Origin of the sequence: Kaustia mangrovi (assembly GCF_015482775.1) — a bacterium.
GTDB lineage: Bacteria > Pseudomonadota > Alphaproteobacteria > Rhizobiales > Im1 > Kaustia > Kaustia mangrovi.
In genome coordinates, this window is the sequence record NZ_CP058214.1 from 4497649 (window position 1) to 4516978 (window position 19330).

Here is a 19330-nt window from a genome sequence, read left to right on the forward strand (position 1 = left end):
GGACGGCCGCGGCCGGACTCGATTTGCGAGCAAACCGCGGCAACCCGCTGATCCGATTCGCCGTTCGCCGGCCGCACAGGCGAGCGACACCATGGCCGGTCCGGGGCGCGGGCCCCGGGCCGGCACTCTTTCGGGCGGGGGGCCGTTAGGGGACACATGAGATTGGAGTAAGCGGGAAAATCCGGGAAGAGCCGGGAATTGGTGCAAACGGTAAGGAATTGAGGGCGTTGTGCGGGGCCGAGGCATTGGGGTGCCGTGGATGCGTCGGACAGTTGGAATTGGAGTGATGGTGCGCTTGGACACATGAGGCTGGAGGTGTCGGGCTCGCGGGGCGAGGCTTCGAGGCGGTTTCGAAATGGCTTCGACCATACTGTGCACCGCCGTGATAAGGGACCGGCGAGCCGGCCCCATCCCACTCGTCAGGCCGGTTCGGTCGACGAACCATCGATCACCACAAAGAGCTGATGGACCGGGCCGGAAATATTGATGTCGCGCACCGACATGCCGGACGGCTTCTCGTCGTTCGACTTCGACGCGCTGTCCTCGAACAATAGCGTTCGCACCTTCCGGACCCTCTCGTTCAACTCGTCATCGTTGCCTCCTTCGCTGGTATTCATAAGCCCCCATGCCTCTCTAGGATTACGCCACGAGACGCAGAAGTTTTTCCACGCGCCTCGGGTCAACCCGATGTTGGCCTGAGGCAGCATTTTCGGCAACCATGTCATAGAGCATCGAGACGACCTGTGCCTTTTTGTCCGCAGGCATCTGCCGTTCGTTGCGGGCCAGCCATTCGTCGACCAGACGGATGCACTCCTCCAGGATCTCTACCGTGACGTGCCTGGATTGCTGATTCGCGGTTGCGGCATCGCTCCTGCGCATGGCGCCGCGGCCGCACACCAACCAATCCAGCGAGACATCAGCGGCATCGGCAATGGCTGCCAGCGTTGTCCGCGTGGGATCGGACTCCCTTTTGACGACCTTCGCGAAGGTGGTCGGCGCTATGCCGGCTTCGATCGCAAATGACCGCGCGGACCGGTCTTCGAGCAGAACGCGAAGACGATCCGTGAACCCTTTACGGTCCCTGCTCTGAACCGTCAACTCCACGCTCCTGGTTCTCGGGGTGCGTTGCTCTTCGAAAAAACGGAGAAACAACAATTGTTTGGGCCATAACCGGTCGGCGGGCAACCGCAAGTGAACCGTAAAGTGTTCAATTTTTTTTGGCATGTCCAAAGCATCTGCAACTCATGATATCCCAAAAGAACCCGCCGTGCGGCGGGCATGGATCATGTTCCAGTTGCGCATTCGGGGCCTATCGACCCTCCGGCTGGTTGCGCGCGAAGGCTGCTCGCGCCAAGCGATCTCGGCAGCGGCAATAGGTTTCGGATCGAGCCATCTGGAGGAAGCGCTCGCTCACGCGATCGACCTCACACCGCAGAAGCTCTTTCCCGAACACTACGACGCGAACGGCCAGCGCATTGGCTGGACGCGCGTTCCCAATCGTACCGGCCACAAGGGCAAAGGCAATGTCAGAAAGAACGACGCAGCCTGACAGCGCCCGGCCGCCCGCCGATGTAAGCGAGAGGTGCGGCTGATGCACCCGGTGCTGGAACGGGAATGGTTCACTGCCGCCGAATTTGCGGCCCTGGATCTGCCCGAGATGCCGAAGACCAAGGCCGGCGTGCTCGAACGAATGAAACGCGAAGGCTGGACCGCCCCCGAACGGGAGTGGACGCGCGACCGGCCATCCGGTGTCTGGCGCAAACGATCCGCACGCGGCGGCGGCATGGAATTCCATTTCTCGATCCTGCCGCCGCGCGCTAGCGCGAAGGTGGTGTGCCGCTGCTCCACCGACCCGGCCCCCGTGCGGACGAACGGGCCGAAGAAGGCAGCTGCAGACCTGTGGGCGCGGTGGGAAACCCTTTCCGACGCGCGGCGGAACAAGGCACTCGCCAAGCTCGCCACCATACGGCAGGTGCATGCCCTGGAGGCGGCCGGCATCGCGAAGGAGCTGGCGATCGACCTCGTCTGCGAGCCGCAGGGGATCGCGTCGAGCACCTATTGGGGGTGGGAGCGGCGGATCGCCGGCGCGTCGCGCGCGGACTGGGCGCCGCTGCTCGCCGATCAGCGTGTCGGCCGCACGGCGACTGCCGGCTGCCACCCGCAGGCCTGGAACATGATCAAGGCGGATTATCTGCGCCCCGAGCAGCCGGCATTCTCCGCCTGCTACCGGCGCATGACGGAGGCGGTGGCCGAGCATGGCTGGTCGCCCATACCGTCTGAGAAGACCCTCAAGCGCCGGCTGGAACGGGAGGTGCCGCGCGGGGCGCGGGTGCTGGCGCGCGGCGGGCGCGACGCGGCCTCGAAGATCCTGCCCGCGCAAACGCGCGACCGTTCCGTGTTCCACGCCATGGAAGCGATCAACGGCGATGGGCACCGCTTCGACGTGTTCGTGCGCTGGCCGGACGGAGAAATCGAGCGGCCGACCATGGTCGCCTTCCAGGATCTCTATTCCGGCATGATCGTCGGCCACCGCATCGAGCGGTCGGAGAACTGGCCGCTCGTGCGCGCCGCCTTCGCCGACATGATGGAGAGCTTCGGGATCCCCGAGCATTGCTATCTCGACAATGGTCGGGCCTTCGCCTCGAAGATGATGACCGGGCGCATGAAGACCCGGTTCCGCTTCAAGGTAAAGCAGGACGAGCCGGAGGGGCTGCTCACGCGCCTCGGTGTCCAGGTGCACTGGACCACGCCCTATCACGGCCAGGCCAAGCCCATCGAGCGCGCCTTCCGCGATCTCTGCGAGGAGATCGCCAAGCACCCCGCCTGCGCCGGTGCCTATACCGGCAACAAACCGGATGCCAAGCCCGCCAATTACGGCTCGAAGGCCATACCGTTCGAGAGCTTCGAGGCGCTGGTCGCCAAGGAGATCGCGCGGCACAACACGCGCACCGGCCGGCGCACGGCCATCGCGCGAGGGCGGTCCTTCGCCGACGTGTTCGCGCAGAGCATGGCCGCGCCCGACACCGTCGTCACACGCGCCGTGCCCCAACAGCTCCGGCTGTTCCTCATGGCGGCGGAAGGCGTGACCGCGCGCAAGCCCTCCGGCGAGATCCATCTCGGCGGGAACCGCTATTGGGCGGAGCCGCTCGTCGAGGTCGCCGGCCGCAAGGCCATCGGCGCTCTCCGACACACGAGATCCAGACCTATGGGGTATTTCGCTGTGGAGCCGAAACCCAGTCTCCGATCCGGCTTCGCTCTGGGGGCTCCAGGATGAACCGGTGGTTATGGGCCTGGGAGGCGGTATCCCCTTGTGGGCTGGGTCGGCGCCAACGCGGCTACGCTGACCTTGCCGTCGACGATCCGTTCTGGAACACGCATTATCCGCCCAATGGCCGAGGCTGAAAATGCGCCGTGCGCCAGATCTCGAGGGGCGCGGCCCGCAGGCGCGGCCTCTCCGAGCCGCCGGCGGTGGAGACGAAGCCCTTCCGAAATCGCCGCACCGGCGAGGTGGGGGAGATGCCGGTCGGTATCGACCCCGGCGGGCAGACCAATCCCGGCAAGGCGTGCTCCGCAAGACGGTCGAGACGCTGGACGCGGCCGGGCCGGATTGCGCGCGCAAGTCAATCCGTGCCCTTCATACGGCTCCGGAAGACGGAGAAGCCAGACTTTACAACTTGCAATAGCAGCAATATACAAGCCTCTGACAGGGGCTTTGCTCACGCGACTGCGCCACTGGGGGGAACATGGCTACATCTGTTGCGCTCAACGCCGCCGATTATGCGCTCGCCGCCCGGAATGGCTCATGGGAGATCGTCATGTCTGGCGGATCTCCTCAGCTTGTGAACTCCAGCAACTTTCCGGGCGTGACCGTTGGTACAAACACACTCTTCGCGTCCTGAGATGGACGACACCGGGCGGACTGCCTTGTCCGGCGGCTGGTTCATGCGCGAGCGGCTGCTCCTGGGCCTCGCACTCGCACTGTCGCTTGCCCTCATGGGCGGGCTCGTGTTGCACATTCTCGGCGAGGTGCCGGAGACCAACAGCTATGCGCTGCTCGCCGATGCCTTCCTGAATGGCAGATTCTCCGGCGACCGGTGTTTCGACGGCGACTGCGCGCTTTATGCCGGCCGGATCTACGTCATCTTTCCGCCCGCGCCGGCGGTCGTCGCCATGCCGTTCGTCGCCGTCTTCGGGCCCGGTTTCGCCGGCTTCGCAGCCTTGGGCGCGCTTGCCACCGCCATCGCGCTCTATCTGTGGTGGCGCATCTTCGAGAGGCTCGACATAGATCGGAAGATGGCGGCCTGGCTTCTTCTGGCGCTGGCCTTCGGCTCGCCGCTCTATTACGTCACCATCCGCTCCGACCAGATCTGGTTCTACGCTCAGGCGATTGCCTTCCTGTTCGTGACGGCCGCACTTTACGAAGTTGTCCGCGGCGGGCGGCTATGGGTTGCCGGCTTGAGCATCGGGGCAGCTTTCCTGTCGCGCCAGATGTCGGTCCTTTATCTGCCCTTCCTATTCGCGCTCGCGCTCGCGCCGGGCGAGCCGCTCATCTCGTTCAGGCGGGATCATGTCGTGCGCGCCTTGAAGCTCGGCCTGCCGGTCGCCGCGGCCGTTGGCCTCTATCTGCTCTATAACGAGCTTCGCTTCGGCAATCCGCTCGATACGGGTTATGCCTATATCCGCCCGGCCGACCCCGACGCACACAACTGGATCAGCCTCCGCATCGGAGAGATCGGGCTCTTCTCGCCGCGGTATCTCTTCTTCAACCTCGTCCACCTGTTTGCCGAAGGCTTCCACTTCGGCTTCGGCGGGCGCTACATGCTGGAGCCGCTGGGTGTGAGCCCGATGGGGGCGTCTCTGCTCGCGGCAAGCCCCTTCGTGCTGCTCGCCCTGTTCGCACCGATGAACCGCCAGGTCGTGATCGGGCTCGTCACCATCGCCGCGATCCTCGCGCCGACGCTCCTCTACCACTCCAACGGCTTTTCCCAGCACAATGTCCAGCGCTACGTGCTCGACTGGCTGCCGATCCTGATCTACGCGCTGGCCCTTGCCGTGGGCTCGAGGCTCCGGCCGGCCTTCGCGGTCCTCGCCGTCTATGCCGTCGCCCTCAACCTGGTGACGATGGCGTTGCTGGCGCAGTTCGGGAGCCTGCCCGGAACGTAAGGTATTTGTGGCCGAGGAAATTGGTCACCGCGCCGACGCCGATCCCGATGCCGTGGGCGGCGGCCTCGGCATGGAAGGTGTATCCGACGAGCGGAAAGGCCAGATCGAGCAACCCCAGCGAGACGGCCATGACGACCGCCGCGCCGGCCGCGTTGACGGTGAGGAAAAAGCCGATCTGCGCGGGCATGGGCAGCGGCGAGCGCGGGAACACATAAGCCCTGTAGAGCGTGAAGCCGACGCTCATGCCGATCATGTAGGCCACCAGCACGGCTGTGGCGAACGGCATGGCCAGCGACAGGGCGATCCGCACCAGCCAGTTGACGGCGGCCGCAAGCCCGCCGACCAGCAGAAAGCGCACAAGCTGTGGCAAGCGCCCCGTCATGGCGACACTCCGGCCCAGGCGGCCAGAAAGGCCAGCACCATCGCCGCGCCGAGTGCGATGCTCACCCTGTCGCGCACCGCGAAGGCGACCGGATCGTCATTGAGCTCGCCGCGATGGCACAGGAGCCAGATGCGGCTGACCCACAGGAAGAGAACCGGCGGAAACGCCCACAGCCACAGCGGGGTACCATAGAACGCCGCATTGAAGGCGTCGTTCAGCAGATACTGCACCATGATGAGGACCGCGCCCAAACCGCTCGCGACGCCCATGGCAAGGACCAGCGGCCCGTCGCCGACCCGATAGCCCCGTCCCGCAACATCGGCCTTGCCCTGCGACGCCATGCGCGCGATCTCGGTGTGCCGCTTGGCAAAGGAGAGCGAGACGAACAGGAACATGGAGAAGACCATGAGCCATGGCGAGACCGCGACCCCGGTGGCCACGATGCCAAGACCGAGCCGGATCGTGAACAACGTCGCGAGGGTCAGCGCATCGAGGATCGGCTGCCGTTTGAGGCTCAGCGAATAGGCGAGCGTGACCGCCAGATAGAGTGCGATCATGGCGACCACGCCGATCCCGCCTATAGCGGCGACGGCGAAACTCGCCAGGAGCCCGAGAGGTATGAGGACCGCGGCTTCCGCAACCGACATGCGGCCGCTCGCCAGCGGGCGATCCCGTTTCGACCAGTGACGCCGATCCTCGGGCAGGTCCCAGAGATCGTTCAGGAGATAGGTCGCCGAGGCGAGCAGTCCGAGCGCCAGGAAGGCAAGGCCTGCGCCCACCCATGCCTCCGGCTCGCCCGCGCGCCCGGCGAGCACCAGAGGCACGAAGACGAGCGCGTTCTTGGCCCATTGATGCGGTCTGACGGCTTTGAGAAGCGCCTTGAGCCGACCGGTGCGCGGGAATGTCAACTCAGGTTCCGAGATGCGGCGCGCGGCGCGCTCGGTGGCGCGGCTCGGTTCCACCAGGATGATGCCGTCCGAGTGCGGCCAAACGGCGAGATCCGCCCGCGAATCCCCGGCATAGGCAAAACCGTCGGGATAGAGGCGCGACAGCCGGTCCGCCTTGTGCCGGCCTTTCAGATTGACGACGCCGTCGCTGGCAACGACCTCGTCGATGAAGGCGAAGCGCTGGGCGATGCGCTGAGCGAGGAACATGTCCGTCGCGGTTGCCAGCACGACCTTGCGGCCCCGCCCATGCTCGTCGGCCGCATAGGCGGCCAACTCTTCGTTGACGGGAAGCCCCTCGACGTCAATGCGCACCCGCTCGGCGAGCTTGCGTTTCAGTATGGCACGCCCTTTGAGCGCCCAGCCGACGAGATGGAGAACGCGCAGCGGATTGCGCCGGATATAGGTAAGGGCCATCTCATGCAGCATATCGGCGCGGATAAGGCTGCGATCCAGATCGAGAACCAGCGGCGTCTCTGCAACGGTTCCGCCCGGTACGGCCCGGGCCGTAGCAGATGAGGCGGTGTCCATGTCAAGCATTGCCAAGTCCCCGTTCGCTTGCTGGCCGGACCCAAGTGCCGGTCTTCCCTTCCGTTCGTGTTCAAGTTCCATGCCAGTCGGCACAGCCAGCCGAGGGTCCAGACAAGCCGGAGTGAGCTCATCCCATGTGGCGGACGAGTCGGCATTAATCGGTATCGAGGAGGTCTGTTCACTTGGTCGAGCGATACGCGCGCGAGCCACAGGCAACGAACCGGAGGATCGTGTCGACGGGAGGGAGCCTCGAAGACGCTGGGAGCAGCAGTTCGAGGCACGGGCGTCATCGCCCCATTCCAACTCCGGCCTGTTTGGCCGCTTCCGAGGCAGGATCCGTCGAATACGATCCCGACTCCTGCGTGGTCGGAGGCCTTGCGACAGGCGAAACCGGCAATATGACGCTGCGCCTGTATCGCGAAGACCAATGGATCGGCTATGCAGGTGTCTATGTCGAGAACCATGCCTTCATGGAAACCCCGGCCGACACTGGCAAGTCAAGTGTCTGACACTCCAGTTTCAAGTGTCCGGCTACAGGCATGTTCTTGCGCTTGCGATGTTGCGCTGCAGCATTAATGCAGGCTATATAGATCAACCTGCAATCAGGTAGCACCACCTGATTGCAGAAAAGTTGATCGATCTTAAAGTGTTAGAGCAACTTATCTGCGTCCGGCTGGACGCAGGTTGCTCTAGGGAGAACCCATCGGACCCGGCGAGAGACCGGGTGGCTCTTCCGGCCGCCGACCCGCCGGACAACCCGTATCCCGCATCCAAGCCCTCCGAAGCGGATCGCCGCGATCCGTGCCGGCCCAACTCGTTCGGACCGTACATGCACGCACTCAATGCCTATCGCGACCAGTGGGTCTCCAATATTCGCGGCGACGTCCTGGCCGGCCTGGTCGTGGCGCTGGCGCTCATCCCGGAGGCCATCGCCTTCTCCATCATCGCCGGCGTCGATCCCAAGGTCGGGCTCTACGCCTCCTTCTCCATCGCCGTGATCGTCGCCATTACCGGCGGGCGGCCCGGAATGATCTCCGCGGCCACCGCGGCCACCGCCGTGCTCATGGTGACGCTGGTGAAGGAGCACGGGCTCCAGTATCTCCTCGCCGCGACCGTCCTCGCCGGCGTCCTGCAGGTGGCTGCCGGCGCGCTCAGGCTCGGCTATGTGATGCGCTTCGTGTCGCGCTCGGTCATGACGGGCTTCGTCAACGCCCTGGCGATCCTCATCTTCATGGCGCAGTTGCCGGAGCTCATCGGCGTGCCGTGGCTGACCTATGTCATGGTCGCCGCGGGACTGGCCATCATCTATCTCTTCCCCTTCCTGACGAAGGCGATCCCGTCGCCGCTCGTCTGCATCCTCGTGCTGACGGCTGTCGCCATCGGCTTCGGGCTGGAGCTGAGGACCGTGGGCGATATGGGCGAGCTGCCCTCCACGCTGCCCGTCTTTCTGATCCCCGACATTCCGCTGACCTACAAGACCTTCATGATCGTCCTGCCCTATTCGGCGGCGCTGGCGGTGGTCGGGCTCCTGGAATCGCTGATGACGGCGTCGATCGTGGACGATCTCACCGACACGCCGAGCGACAAGAACCGCGAATGCGTCGGCCAGGGCGTCGCCAATATCGGCACGGGACTCATCGGCGGCATGGCCGGCTGCGCGATGATCGGCCAGTCGATGATCAATGTGAAATCGGGCGGGCGCGGTCGGCTGTCCACCTTCTGCGCCGGTATCTTCCTGATCGTCCTGATCGTGGCGGCCGGCGACTGGGTGAGCCGCATCCCCATGGCCGCTCTCGTCGCAATCATGATCATGGTGTCCATAGGCACGTTCAGCTGGTCGTCGATCACGTCGCTGAAGGACCATCCGCGCAGCTCCTCGCTGGTGATGCTCTCCACCGTGGCCTGCGTGGTCGCGACCCACAATCTCGCCATCGGCGTTCTGGTCGGCGTGCTCCTGTCGGCGCTGTTCTTCGCCTGGAAGGTGGCGCAGATCTTCCGCGTCACCTCGACGCTGTCGCCAGACGGGCGTTCGCGCACTTACAATGTGGAGGGGCAGGTGTTCTTCGCCTCCGCCGACGACTTCACCGCCGCCTTCGATTTCAAGGAGGCGCTGGAGCGGGTCACCATCGATGTCAGCCGGGCCCATATCTGGGACATATCGAGCGTGGCGGCTCTCGACATGATCGTCCTCAAGTTTCGCCGCGAGGGCGCGGATGTGGAGATCGTCGGCATGAACAAGGCCAGCGAGACCCTCGTCGACCGGCTGGCGATCCACGACGAGCCAGGGGCGCTCGACCGCCTCATGGGTCACTGAAGGAGGAGCGAGATGAGCAAGCTGCTGGCGCTGGTCGACGGATCGGCCTATTCGCAGAGCGTGTGCGACCACGCCGCCTGGATTGCCGGGCGCGCGGGCCTGGAGGTGGAACTCCTGCACGTCCTCGGCCGGCGCGAGACGACGAGCACGCCGTCCGACCTCAGCGGCAATATCGCGCTCGGCGCGCGCACCGCGCTGCTCAACGAGCTCAGCGCGCTCGACGAGCAGCGCGCGAAGCTCGCCCAGAAGCGCGGCCGGGCCATCCTGGAGGATGCCGAGGAGATCCTGATGGCCAGAGGGCTCGACCGTGTCTCCACGCGGCTCCGGATCGGCGACATCGTCGAGACGGTCGCGGAAGCCGAGGCCGACGCGGAACTGGTGGTCATCGGCAAGCGGGGGGAGGCGGCCGACTTCGCAAGGCTCCATCTCGGCTCCAATCTGGAGCGCATCGTGCGCTCGAGCCTGAAGCCGGTCTTCGTCGCCTCGCGCGCCTTCCGGACCCCGGAGCGTGTGCTGATCGCCTATGACGGCGGCGCGAGCAGCATGAAGGCGGTCGACCACGTCGCCCGCAGCCCGGTCTTCGCGGGGCTTGCCTGCCGGCTCGTCACGGTCGGTCAGGAGACACCGGAGGCGCGAAGCGCGATCGAGGATGCCCGCGCGCTCCTCATGGCCGGTGGGCACGAGGCGGAGGCCGATATCGTCGCCGGCCACCCCGAGACCGTCATCGCGCAGGAGGCCGCCGGCAGCGACCTCCTCGTCATGGGGGCCTACGGCCATTCGCGTATCCGCAGCCTGATCATCGGCTCCACGACGACGGAGATGATCCGCTCCTGCAAGATCCCGGTCATGCTGTTCCGGTAGGGAACCGGGGTCCGAACCGTGTGCCCGGGCTGAATCGATATCTCCGAATAGCCGCGTAACCCGCCGCGGCGACTCGTCTTATTCGGCGTGCCCCTCTCACGCGCCCCGCAGAGCATGGCGCCGGTATGTGGCTGGGGCCGTGCCGAAATGCTTCTTGAAGACGCGGCCGAACGCGGCCTCGGAGTGATATCCGACAGCCTCGGCGATATCGATGATCGCGCGGTCGGTGTCGGTCAGCAGCTGGCGCGCCTGCTGCATGCGCCAGTGAGTGAGATAGCCGAGCGGCGTCATGAGGAGCAGCCGGGAGAAGCGCGTGGCGAAGGCGGTGCGCGACAGTCCGGCTGTCCGCGCCAGGGCCTCCAGCGTCCAGGGATGGGCTGGCGCCTCGTGCATGGCCTTGAGCGCTCTGGCGATCTGGCGATCGGTGAAGCCGGCGAGCACCGGCCGGTCGGCGCCGTCACCGTTCAGATAGCTGCGCAGCGCCTGGGCGAAGATGATCTCCGACAGCTTGAGGGCGATGAGGTCGCTGCCCGGCCGGTCGCGGCCGGCCTCCGCGCCGATCACCCTGAGCGTGCTGTCCATCCACGCACCGGCGGCCTCGCCGTAGTTTCTGATGTGGATATGGCCGGGCAGGGCGTCGACAAGCGGATGGCGCGCCTCCGGATCGAAGGCGAAATGCCCGCAGATGAGCTGCGTCTCGTGATCCGTGCCGGTCTCGCCATAGACCAGCGTCCCGCTGCCGGTGAAGCCGGATCTCTCGACCACCTCGTCGAGCAGCAGGGCCTGGTTCTCCGTGGCGGGGTCGCAATAGAGCGTGTGCTCGGCGCCGCGCATGATGATCACGAGGTCGCCCTGTTCGAGAAGAACCCGTTCCCGCGTCGGTCCGATCCGCACGAAGCAGCGCCCCTTATGGGCCAGATGAAAGCGCGCCACATCCCTGAAGGCGGGGACGCGCACGCTCCACGGCGAGGTGAAGGAGGTGCGGAAATAGAGCGTTCCGGACAATCGCATCCTGGAGAGAATGTCGCTGAGCACGTCCATGGCGAGCCTCGTCTGTGACCGGGATAGTATATTGATCGTCCAGAAAATGGAAAATGATCTGAACGATCAATCAATTTAATAGCACTATCGATCATTCATCATATCGTCTCCTTGCCGTTCAATCGATCTCGTGCCGGTGTGCGTACCGCGCCGGCTGTCACGACGCAATCAATTGACGGGAGATGACGATGACCCTCCGAACGCCCCTTCTCGCTGCGGCAAGCTTCGCGCTGATGCTCGCCGGCCAGAGTGCCGCACACGCGCAGTCGCCGGCGGAGCTGAACGATCTGGAAATGGCCCATGTGGCCTATGTCGCCGACACGATCGACATCCGCTACGCCCATCTTGCCCTGGCGCTCTCCGACAATCCGGATGTGCGAGCCTTCGCGCAGACCATGATCCGGGACCACACGGCGGTCAACGAGCAGGCGCTCGCCCTTCTGGAGAAACTCGAGGCGCAGCCGCAGGACAACGGGCTGAGCCAGAAGCTCAACACGGATGCCGCCGCCCTGATCGACGAGATGAGCGCCTTGCGCGGCGAGGCGTTCGACCGGCGCTATGCGGAAAACGAGCTGGCCTATCACAAGGCCGTCAACCGGCTGGTGGAGGAGGCGTTCATTCCGAATATCGAGAATGGCGAGGTCAGGACGCTGTTCGAGGCGGGCCTGGAGATCTTCAAGGTCCATCAGGACCACGCCGCCGCCATGGTCGAGGCGCTGAACCGATGAGACGGCCGACGAGACGGCATCTGCTGTCGCGCGCCGTGGCGGCATTCGCCGCCGCGGCCCTCGCGCCCGCGAGAATTCGCGCTGCCGGCCGGGACCCGCGCGAGTATTTGGTGGAGATCGAGGGGTTCGCCTTCCTGCCGGACCATCTCCGCGTCGCACCCGGCGATCGCGTGACATGGGTCAACAAGGATATCGCCCCGCACACCGCGACGGCGGTCGACGGCAGTTGGGATACGGGCACGATTCGCGCAGGGGAGGCGGCGAGCCTCGTCGTCGGCAACGGCCAGGCGGAGACCTATATCTGCCGCTTTCATCCGCAGATGTCGGCTCGGCTCGCGCTGGCGGACGGTGACCGGGATCAGTCCGCGCGCACCTTCACGTAGGAGCCCGGCGCGTCCTCGATGGGGTTCAGCCCGCCGTCGCCGGGGTGGCGGGCGGGGACCTTGCGGCCGGCACGCGGCGTGATCCAGCGCTTCCAGTCGGGCCACCAGGAGCCGGGATGCTCCGTCGCGCCGGCCAGCCAGTCCTCCAGCGTGTCGGCGTCCTTGTCGTTGGTCCAGTGCATGTACTTCTTCGCGTCCGGCGGGTTCACGACGCCGGCGATGTGACCGGAGGCGGCGACCACCAGCCGTGTCTTGCCGCCGAGGCACTTGCCGACCCGGAAGGCGGAGGAGAGCGGCGCGATATGGTCCTCGCGCGTGGCGAGGTTGTAGGCGGGGACCTTGACCTTCTTCAGGTCGATCCGCACCCCGTCGAGAACCATCTCGCCCTTCGACATGCGATTGTTGAGATAGCATTCCCGCAGATAGAAGCTGTGCGTCGCCGCCGGCATGCGGGTCGGATCGGCGTTCCAGTAGAGCAGGTCGAAGGCCATCGGTTCGCGGCCGAGCAGGTAGTTGTTGACCACATAGGACCAGATGAGGTCGTTGGAGCGCAGGAGATTGAAGGCGGTGGCCATGCGTCCGCCCTCCAGATAGCCCTTGCGCGCCATGGACCGCTCGAGCGTCTTGAGCTGATCCTCGTCGACGAAGTTCATGAGGTCGCCGGCCTTCTCGAAATCGACCTGGGTGGTGAGGAAGGTCGCCGACTTCACCCGGTCGTCGCCCTTGTCCGCCATATAGGCCAGCGTCGCCGCGGTCAGCGTGCCGCCGATGCAGTAGCCGACGATGTTGAGGTCGTCCTCGCCGGTCGCCTTGCCGACGGCGGACACCGCCTCCAGGACGCCCTCGCGCATATAGTCGGAGAAGCCCTTCATCGCGAGCCGCTCGTCGGGATTGACCCAGGAGATCACGAAGACGGTGAAGCCCTGGTCGACCAGCCAGGAGACGAGGGACTTCTTCGGATTGAGGTCGAGAATGTAATATTTGTTGATCCAGGGCGGGACGATCAGCAGCGGGCGCTTGAAGACCTTCTCCGTCGTCGGCGCGTACTGGATGAGCTGCATCAGCTCGTTCTGATAGATGACCTTGCCGGGCGTCACCGCGATGTTGCGGCCGACCTCGAAGGCGTCGAAATCGGTCTGCTTGATGCGCAAGCTTCCGCGTCCGGCCTCGAGATCCTCCTTCAGGTGCTCCATGCCCTCCACGAGGTTCTGCGCATTGCTGGAGAGCGTGGTGCGCAGGACCTCCGGATTGGTGAGCGCGAAGTTCGACGGCGAGAGCGCGTTGGTGAGCTGGTCGACATAGAAGCGGGCGCGCTGGCGGGTGCGCTCGTCGACGGTCTCGGTCTCCTCCACGATGTCCTGGGCCCATTGCGCGGCGATGAGATAGGCCTGCTTCAGGAAGTCGAAGACCTGGTTCTCCTCCCATTCCGGGTCCTTGAAGCGGCGGTCGCCCTTTGCCGGTTGCACGACAGGGCCCGTCTCCTCGCCGAGCAGGCGCTTCCAGCTCGTCTGCCACAGATCGCCATATTGCTGCCAGAGCCTGAGCTGGGCATCCATCAGCTTGTTCGGCGCGGCGGCATAGCCCTGGGCGATGTCGAAGAAGGTTCGCGCGATATGGGCGAACTGCTCGGACTGGTCGTCATGGCGCGCGCGGGCGTCGTCGCTGTCGATCCTGGAGGCGAAGTCGGCGGCGATCTCCGCCGTCCTGTCCATGACCCGGGCCATGTTGCGCACGAACTCGCCCGGATCGGCGATCTGGTAGTCCTGCTTGGACTCGGCGTCCTTGTCCGGCATGGGCGTCCCGTTCCCCTGAAATCCCGTGTTCTCCTGAATCTAGTCGCGACGGCGAGCCATATCAAATGGCTTGCCGGGGGATTATGACAATGGCGAACGGGTTTCGCCGGATGGCGCGTCGGGGCCGAAGAGGGGCGTGAAGGTTTCCCGCAGGGCGACATCGAGATCGGCCATGGTGACGGGCAGGCCGAGATCGACGAGGCTCGTGACGCCGTGCTGCGTCACCCCGCAGGGCACGATGCCGGTGAAGTGCTCCAGATCCGGCTCCACATTGATGGCCAGCCCGTGGAAGCTCACCCAGCGCTTCAGCCGGATGCCGATGGCGGCGATCTTGTCTTCCCGGCCCGGCCCGAGCTCCGGGCGCCTCACCCAGACACCGACCCGGTCCTCGCGCCGTTCCGCCGTCACGTTGAAGCGCGCCAGCGTATCGATGATCCACTGCTCCAGCGTGGAGACGAACAGGCGCACGTCGCGCCCGCGTGTCTTCAGGTCGAGCATGGTGTAGACCACGCGCTGGCCCGGGCCGTGATAGGTGTATTGCCCGCCGCGCCCGGTCTCGTAGACGGGAAAGCGGTCCGGTGCGAGAAGGTCGCCGGCGCGTGCGCTCGTGCCCGCCGTATAGAGCGGGGGATGCTCGACGAGCCAGACCAGCTCGCGCGCCTCGCCCCTGGCGATCGCCTCCGCGCGCGCCTCCATGCGGGCGAGCGCCGTCCGGTAGTCGGTGAGACCGCCGGCGATCTCCCAGTCCACGGGCAGGTTTGCGCGGGTGGAGCGGCCCGCCCTGGCAATATCGTCGCGCCCTTCGGGCCTGGCCTTTTCGCTTGCTTGCATTTTACCGCCGAATATTCGCAGCTTGGGCTTGATTTGATGACGGGGGATTGATACATCGTCAACCCGATCCGACACCATATTGCGGTCGTGGCGGAATTGGTAGACGCGCTAGCTTGAGGGGCTAGTGGGCTTACGCTCGTGGGAGTTCGAGTCTCCCCGACCGCACCACTGTCGGGATCGAACCCCGGAAGAGCGATATCGAAAGACGGCGCCAGCCATTCGCTGGTGCTCTTTTGCGTGTTTCGCGGATGCTGGCGATGGCTTATTTAGGAGCCTGAGCGGGCCAGCGCTCGTGAAGGCGACAACCGGCAAGAGGGAGCGCGCGCATGTCCGAGGTGCTTGAAAGCCCCGCGATGCGCGACGAGGACGGAGGCTTCACCGCCGACTATGTCCGCGCCGTCTCCGCCGCCATCGAGGCGGAGGACCAGTCCCGCACGCGCGCGCTGGTCCGGGACCTGCACGAGGCCGACCTTGCCGACCTGATCGAGCTTCTGCGCGCCGACGAGCGCGTCAGGCTGATCGAGCTCATGGGCCGGACCTTCGACCCGCTGACCTTCACCGAGCTCGACGAGTCGATTCGCGACGAGCTTCTCGAGGCGCTGCCCCAGCAGGTCATCGCTTCCGCGGTACGCAAGCTCGACACCGACGATGCCGTCTATCTCATCGGCGATCTCGACGAGGCCGAGCAGCGCGAGATCCTCTCCAAGGTGCCGCGCGCCGACCGCATGGCGCTCCGCCGCGCCCTCGACTTTCCCGAATACACCGCCGGCCGTCTCATGCAGACGGATTTCGTGGCGGTGCCGTCCTTCTGGTCGGTCGGACAGACCATCGACTACATGCGCACCGAGAAGGAGCTGCCGGAGTCGTTCTACGAGATCTATGTGGTCGACCCGACCTTCCATCTCGCCGGCGCGCTGCCGGTGAGCCGGGTCCTGAGGACGCCGCGCGACAGCGTCGTCTCCGATATCATGGACACCGCCGATGTGAGCTTCACCGTCGCCGACGACCAGGAGGACGTGGCCTACAAGTTCGAGCAGTACAATCTCGTCTCCGCGCCCGTGCTGGACGAGGAGGGCCGCCTTGTCGGCATGCTCACCATCGACGACATCGTCGACGTGATCCAGGAGGAGGCGGAGGAGGACATTCACCGCCTCGGCGGCGTCGGCGACGAGGAGATCACCGACCCCGTCTGGCGTACGACGCGCTCGCGCTTCACCTGGCTCGCCGTCAATATGGGCACTGCCATCCTCGCCTCCTGGGTGATCTCGTGGTTCGACGCGACCATCGACCAGATGGTGGCGCTCGCCATCCTCATGCCCATCGTCGCCTCCATGGGCGGCAACGCGGGCACGCAGACCATGACGGTCGCTGTGCGTGCGCTCGCCACGCGCGATCTGGGGCCGCTCAACGCCTTCCGCGTGATCTGGCGCGAGAGCGTGGTCGGCGTGATCAACGGCGTCCTGTTCGCGCTCATCATGGGGGTGCTCGCCATATTGTGGTTCGGCAATGACGGGCTCGGCCTCGTCATCGGCGCGGCCATGATCATCAACATGCTGGCCGCAGCCCTCGCCGGCATCCTCATTCCGCTCACCCTCGACTGGTTCGATATCGACCCGGCGATCTCCTCCACGGTCTTCGTGACGACCGTGACCGACGTCATCGGCTTCTTCGCCTTCCTGGGGCTGGCCGCCGTCTGGTTGCTGTGAGGGGAGAGGCGCCTTACAGCCTTCCCGGCGCGATCCGGACGTCCGTCGCGCTTTGTAGCGCGGTATCGAAGTCGCATTCATAGACATAGCCGCGCCACGCCCCGAAGTCGTTCTGGACCTCGAGCCTGTCGCCCAGATAGGTCACGGTTCCGGAATCCAGGCTCTTCCACCTGTAATGGGAAAACCGCGGGGCGGCGGGCGTGTCGGTCCAGCGGTGCGGGTCTCCGGCAAGGCGCGCGACGGGATCCGCGCACGCCCGGCTCGCCTCCGCGATGAAGCGTTCCGCCCAGCATTTGAGATCGTAACGGCACAGCCTGTCCTGCACCGTCACGGCCTTTTGCCCGCCCGTGTCGCCGGCCATGGCGGGCTGCACGCCGGCGGGGGCAAGGGACAGTGCGATCAGGCCGCAGAGCAGAAGCCGGCGACCGGCCGGCCTAGCCGCGATGCGCGATGCCGTGACCGGTGCGCCCGCCATCATGATCCTGGCGCGAAGGCCGCGACGATCTGTCGGTGGGCGTCCGGATAGCCGTTCGCCGTCGTCTTCAGATTGGTCCTGAGCTCTGCGCTGAGGCCGGGCAATTGATGGAACGGCACGGCGGGCAGGGCATGATGGGCGGTATGGTGCGGCATGTTCCAGGCGAGGAACCGGATCGCCGGCGCGGTGAAGGTCGTGCGCGTATTGGCCAGGATGTCCGGCACGAGCGGGCATGCGGTGTGCTCGGCCAGGAGATAGGCCCTGAGCGCCGGCTGACCGAGGAGCACCGGCACGATCCAGAACCACAGGGGCGCCGTCCAGCCGGTGGCAAGGCACAGGGCGGCGATCGCGCCATAGGCGGCGAGATGGATGCGCGCCTCCCGCACCACGCGCGGCCTGCCGGAGGGCGGAACGTAGTCGGGCAGGGGGCGGCCCGCCGCGGCCGACAGGAGCGCGGCGGCCTGGTCGCGCCAGTAGGCGATACCCGTCAGGCGCCACAGATAGGCGGGCCAGCCTTGCGGCTTGGGCGTGGCGAGCTCGGGATCGCGCGCCTCGTCCTGCGTGTGGCGGTGATGGGCGAAGTGGAAATAGCGGAAGCGGCGCGGCGGCAGAAGGATCGCGAAGCCGCATATCTCCGCGACGATGCGGTTCGCGAGGGGGGAGCGGAACGCCGTCTCGTGGACGGTTTCGTGGAGCGGGGCGAACAGGAAGACCAGGACGACACCGTGGACGGCCATGGCCGGCAGGGCGAGCCACCATGTGCCGAGCGAGGCGGCGACCGCCGCCCCGGTGAGCGCGAGCAGGCCCAGATGCGCGGCGAGGCGGGCGAGCCCCGGCCGGTCGGAGCGTTCCTTCATCCGGGCAAGCGCCTCCGGGGCGATGGCCGCAAGCGCTTCGCGATGGGTGATGTCCGGCGGCATGGTGCCTCGTCCTTCCCGTTGAGGGCAGAGCGACCGCTGTGGCATGGGACACGTCACGCGGTGGTTCCGCAGGCCCGGCAAACACACTACAGTGTGCGCGACGACGAGGATCGATCAAGAGGACAAGACACGATGGCACAGACAATTTCGGTCGGCATCAAGCAGCTGATCGAGGAGGGGCGGAAGGAAATCCAGGAAGTGACGGCGGACGAGGCGATGGAACTCGCCAAGCGCGACGACGTGGTCATCGTCGACATTCGCGACGTGCGCGAGCTCTGGCGCGAGGGCCGCATTCCAGGCACCTTCCATGTGCCGCGCGGCATGCTGGAATTCTGGATCGATCCCGCAAGCCCCTACCACAAGCCGAAATTCGCCGAGGACAAGACCTTCATCTTCCATTGCGCGAGCGGCATGCGCTCCGTGCTCGCCACCCAGGTGGCCGCGCGCATGGGGCTGAAGCCGGTCTACAATCTGAAGGGCGGTTTCGGCGGCTGGAAGGAGGCGGGCGGTCCCGTCGAGGCCGTGGAGAAGAAATAGCCGGCCGCCGCCGGCGCGAGGGGGCTGAGCCCATGGAAACGCTGCATCTCATCATCGGCAACAAGAACTATTCCTCGTGGTCGTTCCGGCCGTGGCTCGCCATGCGCCACAGCGGCATCCCCTTCGAGGAGACCGTGATGCCGCTCGATGTGGAGGGCCCGGACGGGGTGCTCAACAGCGCGATCAAGGAGCGCTCCCCCTCCGGCCGGGTGCCGGTTCTCACCCATGGCGAGATCGTGGTGTGGGAGTCGCTCGCCATCCTCGAATATCTCAACGACATCTTTCCGGAGAAGCGCCTGTGGCCGGACTTCATCGGTACGCGGGCCGTGGCCCGGGCCGTCTGCCACGAGATGCATGCGGGCTTCATGGCACTGCGCGCCGAATGCCCATGAACATGCGCCGGCCGAAGGCGCGGCTGGACGTGTCGGAGGCCGTCCGGGCGGATGTCGCGCGGATCGAGGCGATCTGGCGGAACTGCCGGGCGCACCATGGCGATACCGGGCCGTTCCTGTTCGGCGATTTCTCCATCGCCGACGCCATGTACGCGCCCGTGGTCAACCGGTTCGACGTCTACGACCTCGAAGTCGGCGAGGAGGCCCGCGCCTATATGGAAACGATCAAGGCCCTGCCGGCCTACGCCGAATGGGCCGCCGCCGGGGCGGAGGAACCCTGGGTGATCGAGGCCGACGAGGTGTGATGGCTTTCCGTCGTCTCGTCATTG

18 protein-coding genes, 1 tRNA gene, 1 pseudogene and 1 other annotated feature are annotated in these 19330 nt (G+C 65.8%); of the genes and pseudogenes, 11 read left to right on the forward strand and 9 right to left on the reverse strand.

The genetic code is table 11. The annotated features are described in order from the left end of the window. Nucleotides 1–419: 419 nt before the first annotated feature. The gene (locus HW532_RS21225; RefSeq protein WP_213162361.1) at nucleotides 420–563 is read right to left on the reverse strand and encodes a hypothetical protein; all 144 of its coding nucleotides are present in this window, start codon (nucleotides 561–563) and stop codon (nucleotides 420–422) included. Nucleotides 564–639: 76 nt separating this feature from the next. Then, nucleotides 640–1098, reverse strand: coding sequence for a helix-turn-helix domain-containing protein (locus HW532_RS21230; RefSeq protein WP_213162362.1), 459 nt, complete (start codon nucleotides 1096–1098; stop codon nucleotides 640–642). A 187-nt stretch (nucleotides 1099–1285) separates the two neighbouring features. On the opposite strand from HW532_RS21230, the gene HW532_RS21235 reads away from it, so the two are divergent. The 3 genes from HW532_RS21235 to HW532_RS21245 all read left to right on the forward strand — a co-directional run bounded on the left by HW532_RS21235 (nucleotide 1286) and on the right by HW532_RS21245 (nucleotide 5163). Beyond that, nucleotides 1286–1549 carry a hypothetical protein gene (locus tag HW532_RS21235; RefSeq protein WP_213162363.1) on the forward strand — a complete coding sequence of 88 codons (264 nt, stop codon included), beginning with the start codon at nucleotides 1286–1288 and terminating at the stop codon, nucleotides 1547–1549. Nucleotides 1550–1657: 108 nt separating this feature from the next. Next, nucleotides 1658–3274: a transposase domain-containing protein gene (locus HW532_RS21240; protein ID WP_213162364.1), complete on the forward strand. Its 1617-nt coding sequence runs from the start codon at nucleotides 1658–1660 to the stop codon at nucleotides 3272–3274. A 626-nt stretch (nucleotides 3275–3900) separates the two neighbouring features. Continuing rightward, nucleotides 3901–5163, forward strand: coding sequence for a hypothetical protein (locus HW532_RS21245; RefSeq protein WP_213162365.1), 1263 nt, complete (start codon nucleotides 3901–3903; stop codon nucleotides 5161–5163). Here HW532_RS21245 and HW532_RS21250 read toward each other — a convergent pair. Beyond that, nucleotides 5108–5545, reverse strand: coding sequence for a GtrA family protein (locus tag HW532_RS21250; protein WP_213162366.1), 438 nt, complete (start codon nucleotides 5543–5545; stop codon nucleotides 5108–5110). The genes HW532_RS21245 and HW532_RS21250 overlap by 56 nt on opposite strands. Then, nucleotides 5542–7029, reverse strand: coding sequence for a UbiA family prenyltransferase (locus tag HW532_RS21255; RefSeq protein ID WP_246479343.1), 1488 nt, complete (start codon nucleotides 7027–7029; stop codon nucleotides 5542–5544). Before HW532_RS21255 ends, HW532_RS21250 begins: the two co-directional genes overlap by 4 nt. Nucleotides 7030–7722: 693 nt before the next feature. Beyond that, nucleotides 7723–7778: a sequence feature (sul1 is cis-regulatory element that is thought to sense ions involved in sulfur or methionine metabolism; They are found in Alphaproteobacteria), on the forward strand. 71 nt (nucleotides 7779–7849) lie between these two features. Here HW532_RS21255 and HW532_RS21260 point away from each other — a divergent pair. After that, nucleotides 7850–9334, forward strand: a complete 1485-nt coding sequence (locus tag HW532_RS21260; protein ID WP_213162367.1) for a SulP family inorganic anion transporter — start codon at nucleotides 7850–7852, stop codon at nucleotides 9332–9334. Nucleotides 9335–9346: 12 nt separating this feature from the next. Then, nucleotides 9347–10195: a universal stress protein gene (locus HW532_RS21265; protein WP_213162368.1), complete on the forward strand. Its 849-nt coding sequence runs from the start codon at nucleotides 9347–9349 to the stop codon at nucleotides 10193–10195. Between the two features lie 96 nt (nucleotides 10196–10291). Here HW532_RS21265 and HW532_RS21270 read toward each other — a convergent pair whose 3' ends face one another. After that, the gene (locus HW532_RS21270; RefSeq protein ID WP_213162369.1) at nucleotides 10292–11236 is read right to left on the reverse strand and encodes an AraC family transcriptional regulator; all 945 of its coding nucleotides are present in this window, start codon (nucleotides 11234–11236) and stop codon (nucleotides 10292–10294) included. Between the two features lie 188 nt (nucleotides 11237–11424). Between HW532_RS21270 and HW532_RS21275 the strand changes: the two genes are divergently transcribed. Beyond that, the gene (locus HW532_RS21275; protein ID WP_213162370.1) at nucleotides 11425–11964 is read left to right on the forward strand and encodes a DUF4142 domain-containing protein; all 540 of its coding nucleotides are present in this window, start codon (nucleotides 11425–11427) and stop codon (nucleotides 11962–11964) included. After that, the gene (locus HW532_RS21280; protein WP_213162371.1) at nucleotides 11961–12347 is read left to right on the forward strand and encodes a cupredoxin domain-containing protein; all 387 of its coding nucleotides are present in this window, start codon (nucleotides 11961–11963) and stop codon (nucleotides 12345–12347) included. The genes HW532_RS21275 and HW532_RS21280 overlap by 4 nt, the downstream gene beginning before the upstream one ends. On the opposite strand, the gene HW532_RS21285 is transcribed toward HW532_RS21280, so the two are convergent. Together HW532_RS21285 and lipB are read right to left on the reverse strand one after the other, a co-directional pair. After that, entirely contained in the window at nucleotides 12323–14140 is a 1818-nt protein-coding gene (locus HW532_RS21285; RefSeq protein ID WP_246479344.1) for a PHA/PHB synthase family protein, read from the reverse strand. The two genes, HW532_RS21280 and HW532_RS21285, sit on opposite strands and share 25 nt — an antisense overlap. 81 nt (nucleotides 14141–14221) lie before the next feature. Further along, on the reverse strand, nucleotides 14222–14971 hold the full coding sequence (gene lipB / locus HW532_RS21290; protein WP_213162372.1) for a lipoyl(octanoyl) transferase LipB: 750 nt from the start codon (nucleotides 14969–14971) through the stop codon (nucleotides 14222–14224). An 81-nt stretch (nucleotides 14972–15052) separates the two neighbouring features. Between lipB and HW532_RS21295 the strand changes: the two genes are divergently transcribed. Beyond that, nucleotides 15053–15139, forward strand: a tRNA-Leu gene (locus HW532_RS21295). A 158-nt stretch (nucleotides 15140–15297) separates the two neighbouring features. After that, entirely contained in the window at nucleotides 15298–16677 is a 1380-nt protein-coding gene (gene mgtE / locus HW532_RS21300; RefSeq protein ID WP_213162373.1) for a magnesium transporter, read from the forward strand. A 13-nt stretch (nucleotides 16678–16690) separates the two neighbouring features. On the opposite strand, the gene HW532_RS21305 is transcribed toward mgtE, so the two are convergent. Continuing rightward, nucleotides 16691–17152, reverse strand: a complete 462-nt coding sequence (locus tag HW532_RS21305) for a hypothetical protein (protein ID WP_213162374.1) — start codon at nucleotides 17150–17152, stop codon at nucleotides 16691–16693. Next, nucleotides 17152–18072 carry a fatty acid desaturase gene (locus HW532_RS21310; RefSeq protein WP_213162375.1) on the reverse strand — a complete coding sequence of 307 codons (921 nt, stop codon included), beginning with the start codon at nucleotides 18070–18072 and terminating at the stop codon, nucleotides 17152–17154. Before HW532_RS21310 ends, HW532_RS21305 begins: the two co-directional genes overlap by 1 nt. A gap of 132 nt (nucleotides 18073–18204) precedes the next feature. Here HW532_RS21310 and HW532_RS21315 point away from each other — a divergent pair, with 132 nt between their 5' ends. Together HW532_RS21315 and HW532_RS21320 are read left to right on the forward strand one after the other, a co-directional pair. Further along, nucleotides 18205–18609 (forward strand): rhodanese-like domain-containing protein, encoded by a 405-nt coding sequence (locus HW532_RS21315; RefSeq protein ID WP_213162376.1) that lies wholly within the window; start codon nucleotides 18205–18207, stop codon nucleotides 18607–18609. A 32-nt stretch (nucleotides 18610–18641) separates the two neighbouring features. Beyond that, nucleotides 18642–19306 (forward strand): annotated as a pseudogene (locus tag HW532_RS21320) (glutathione S-transferase family protein). The last annotated feature ends 24 nt before the right edge of the window (nucleotides 19307–19330 follow it).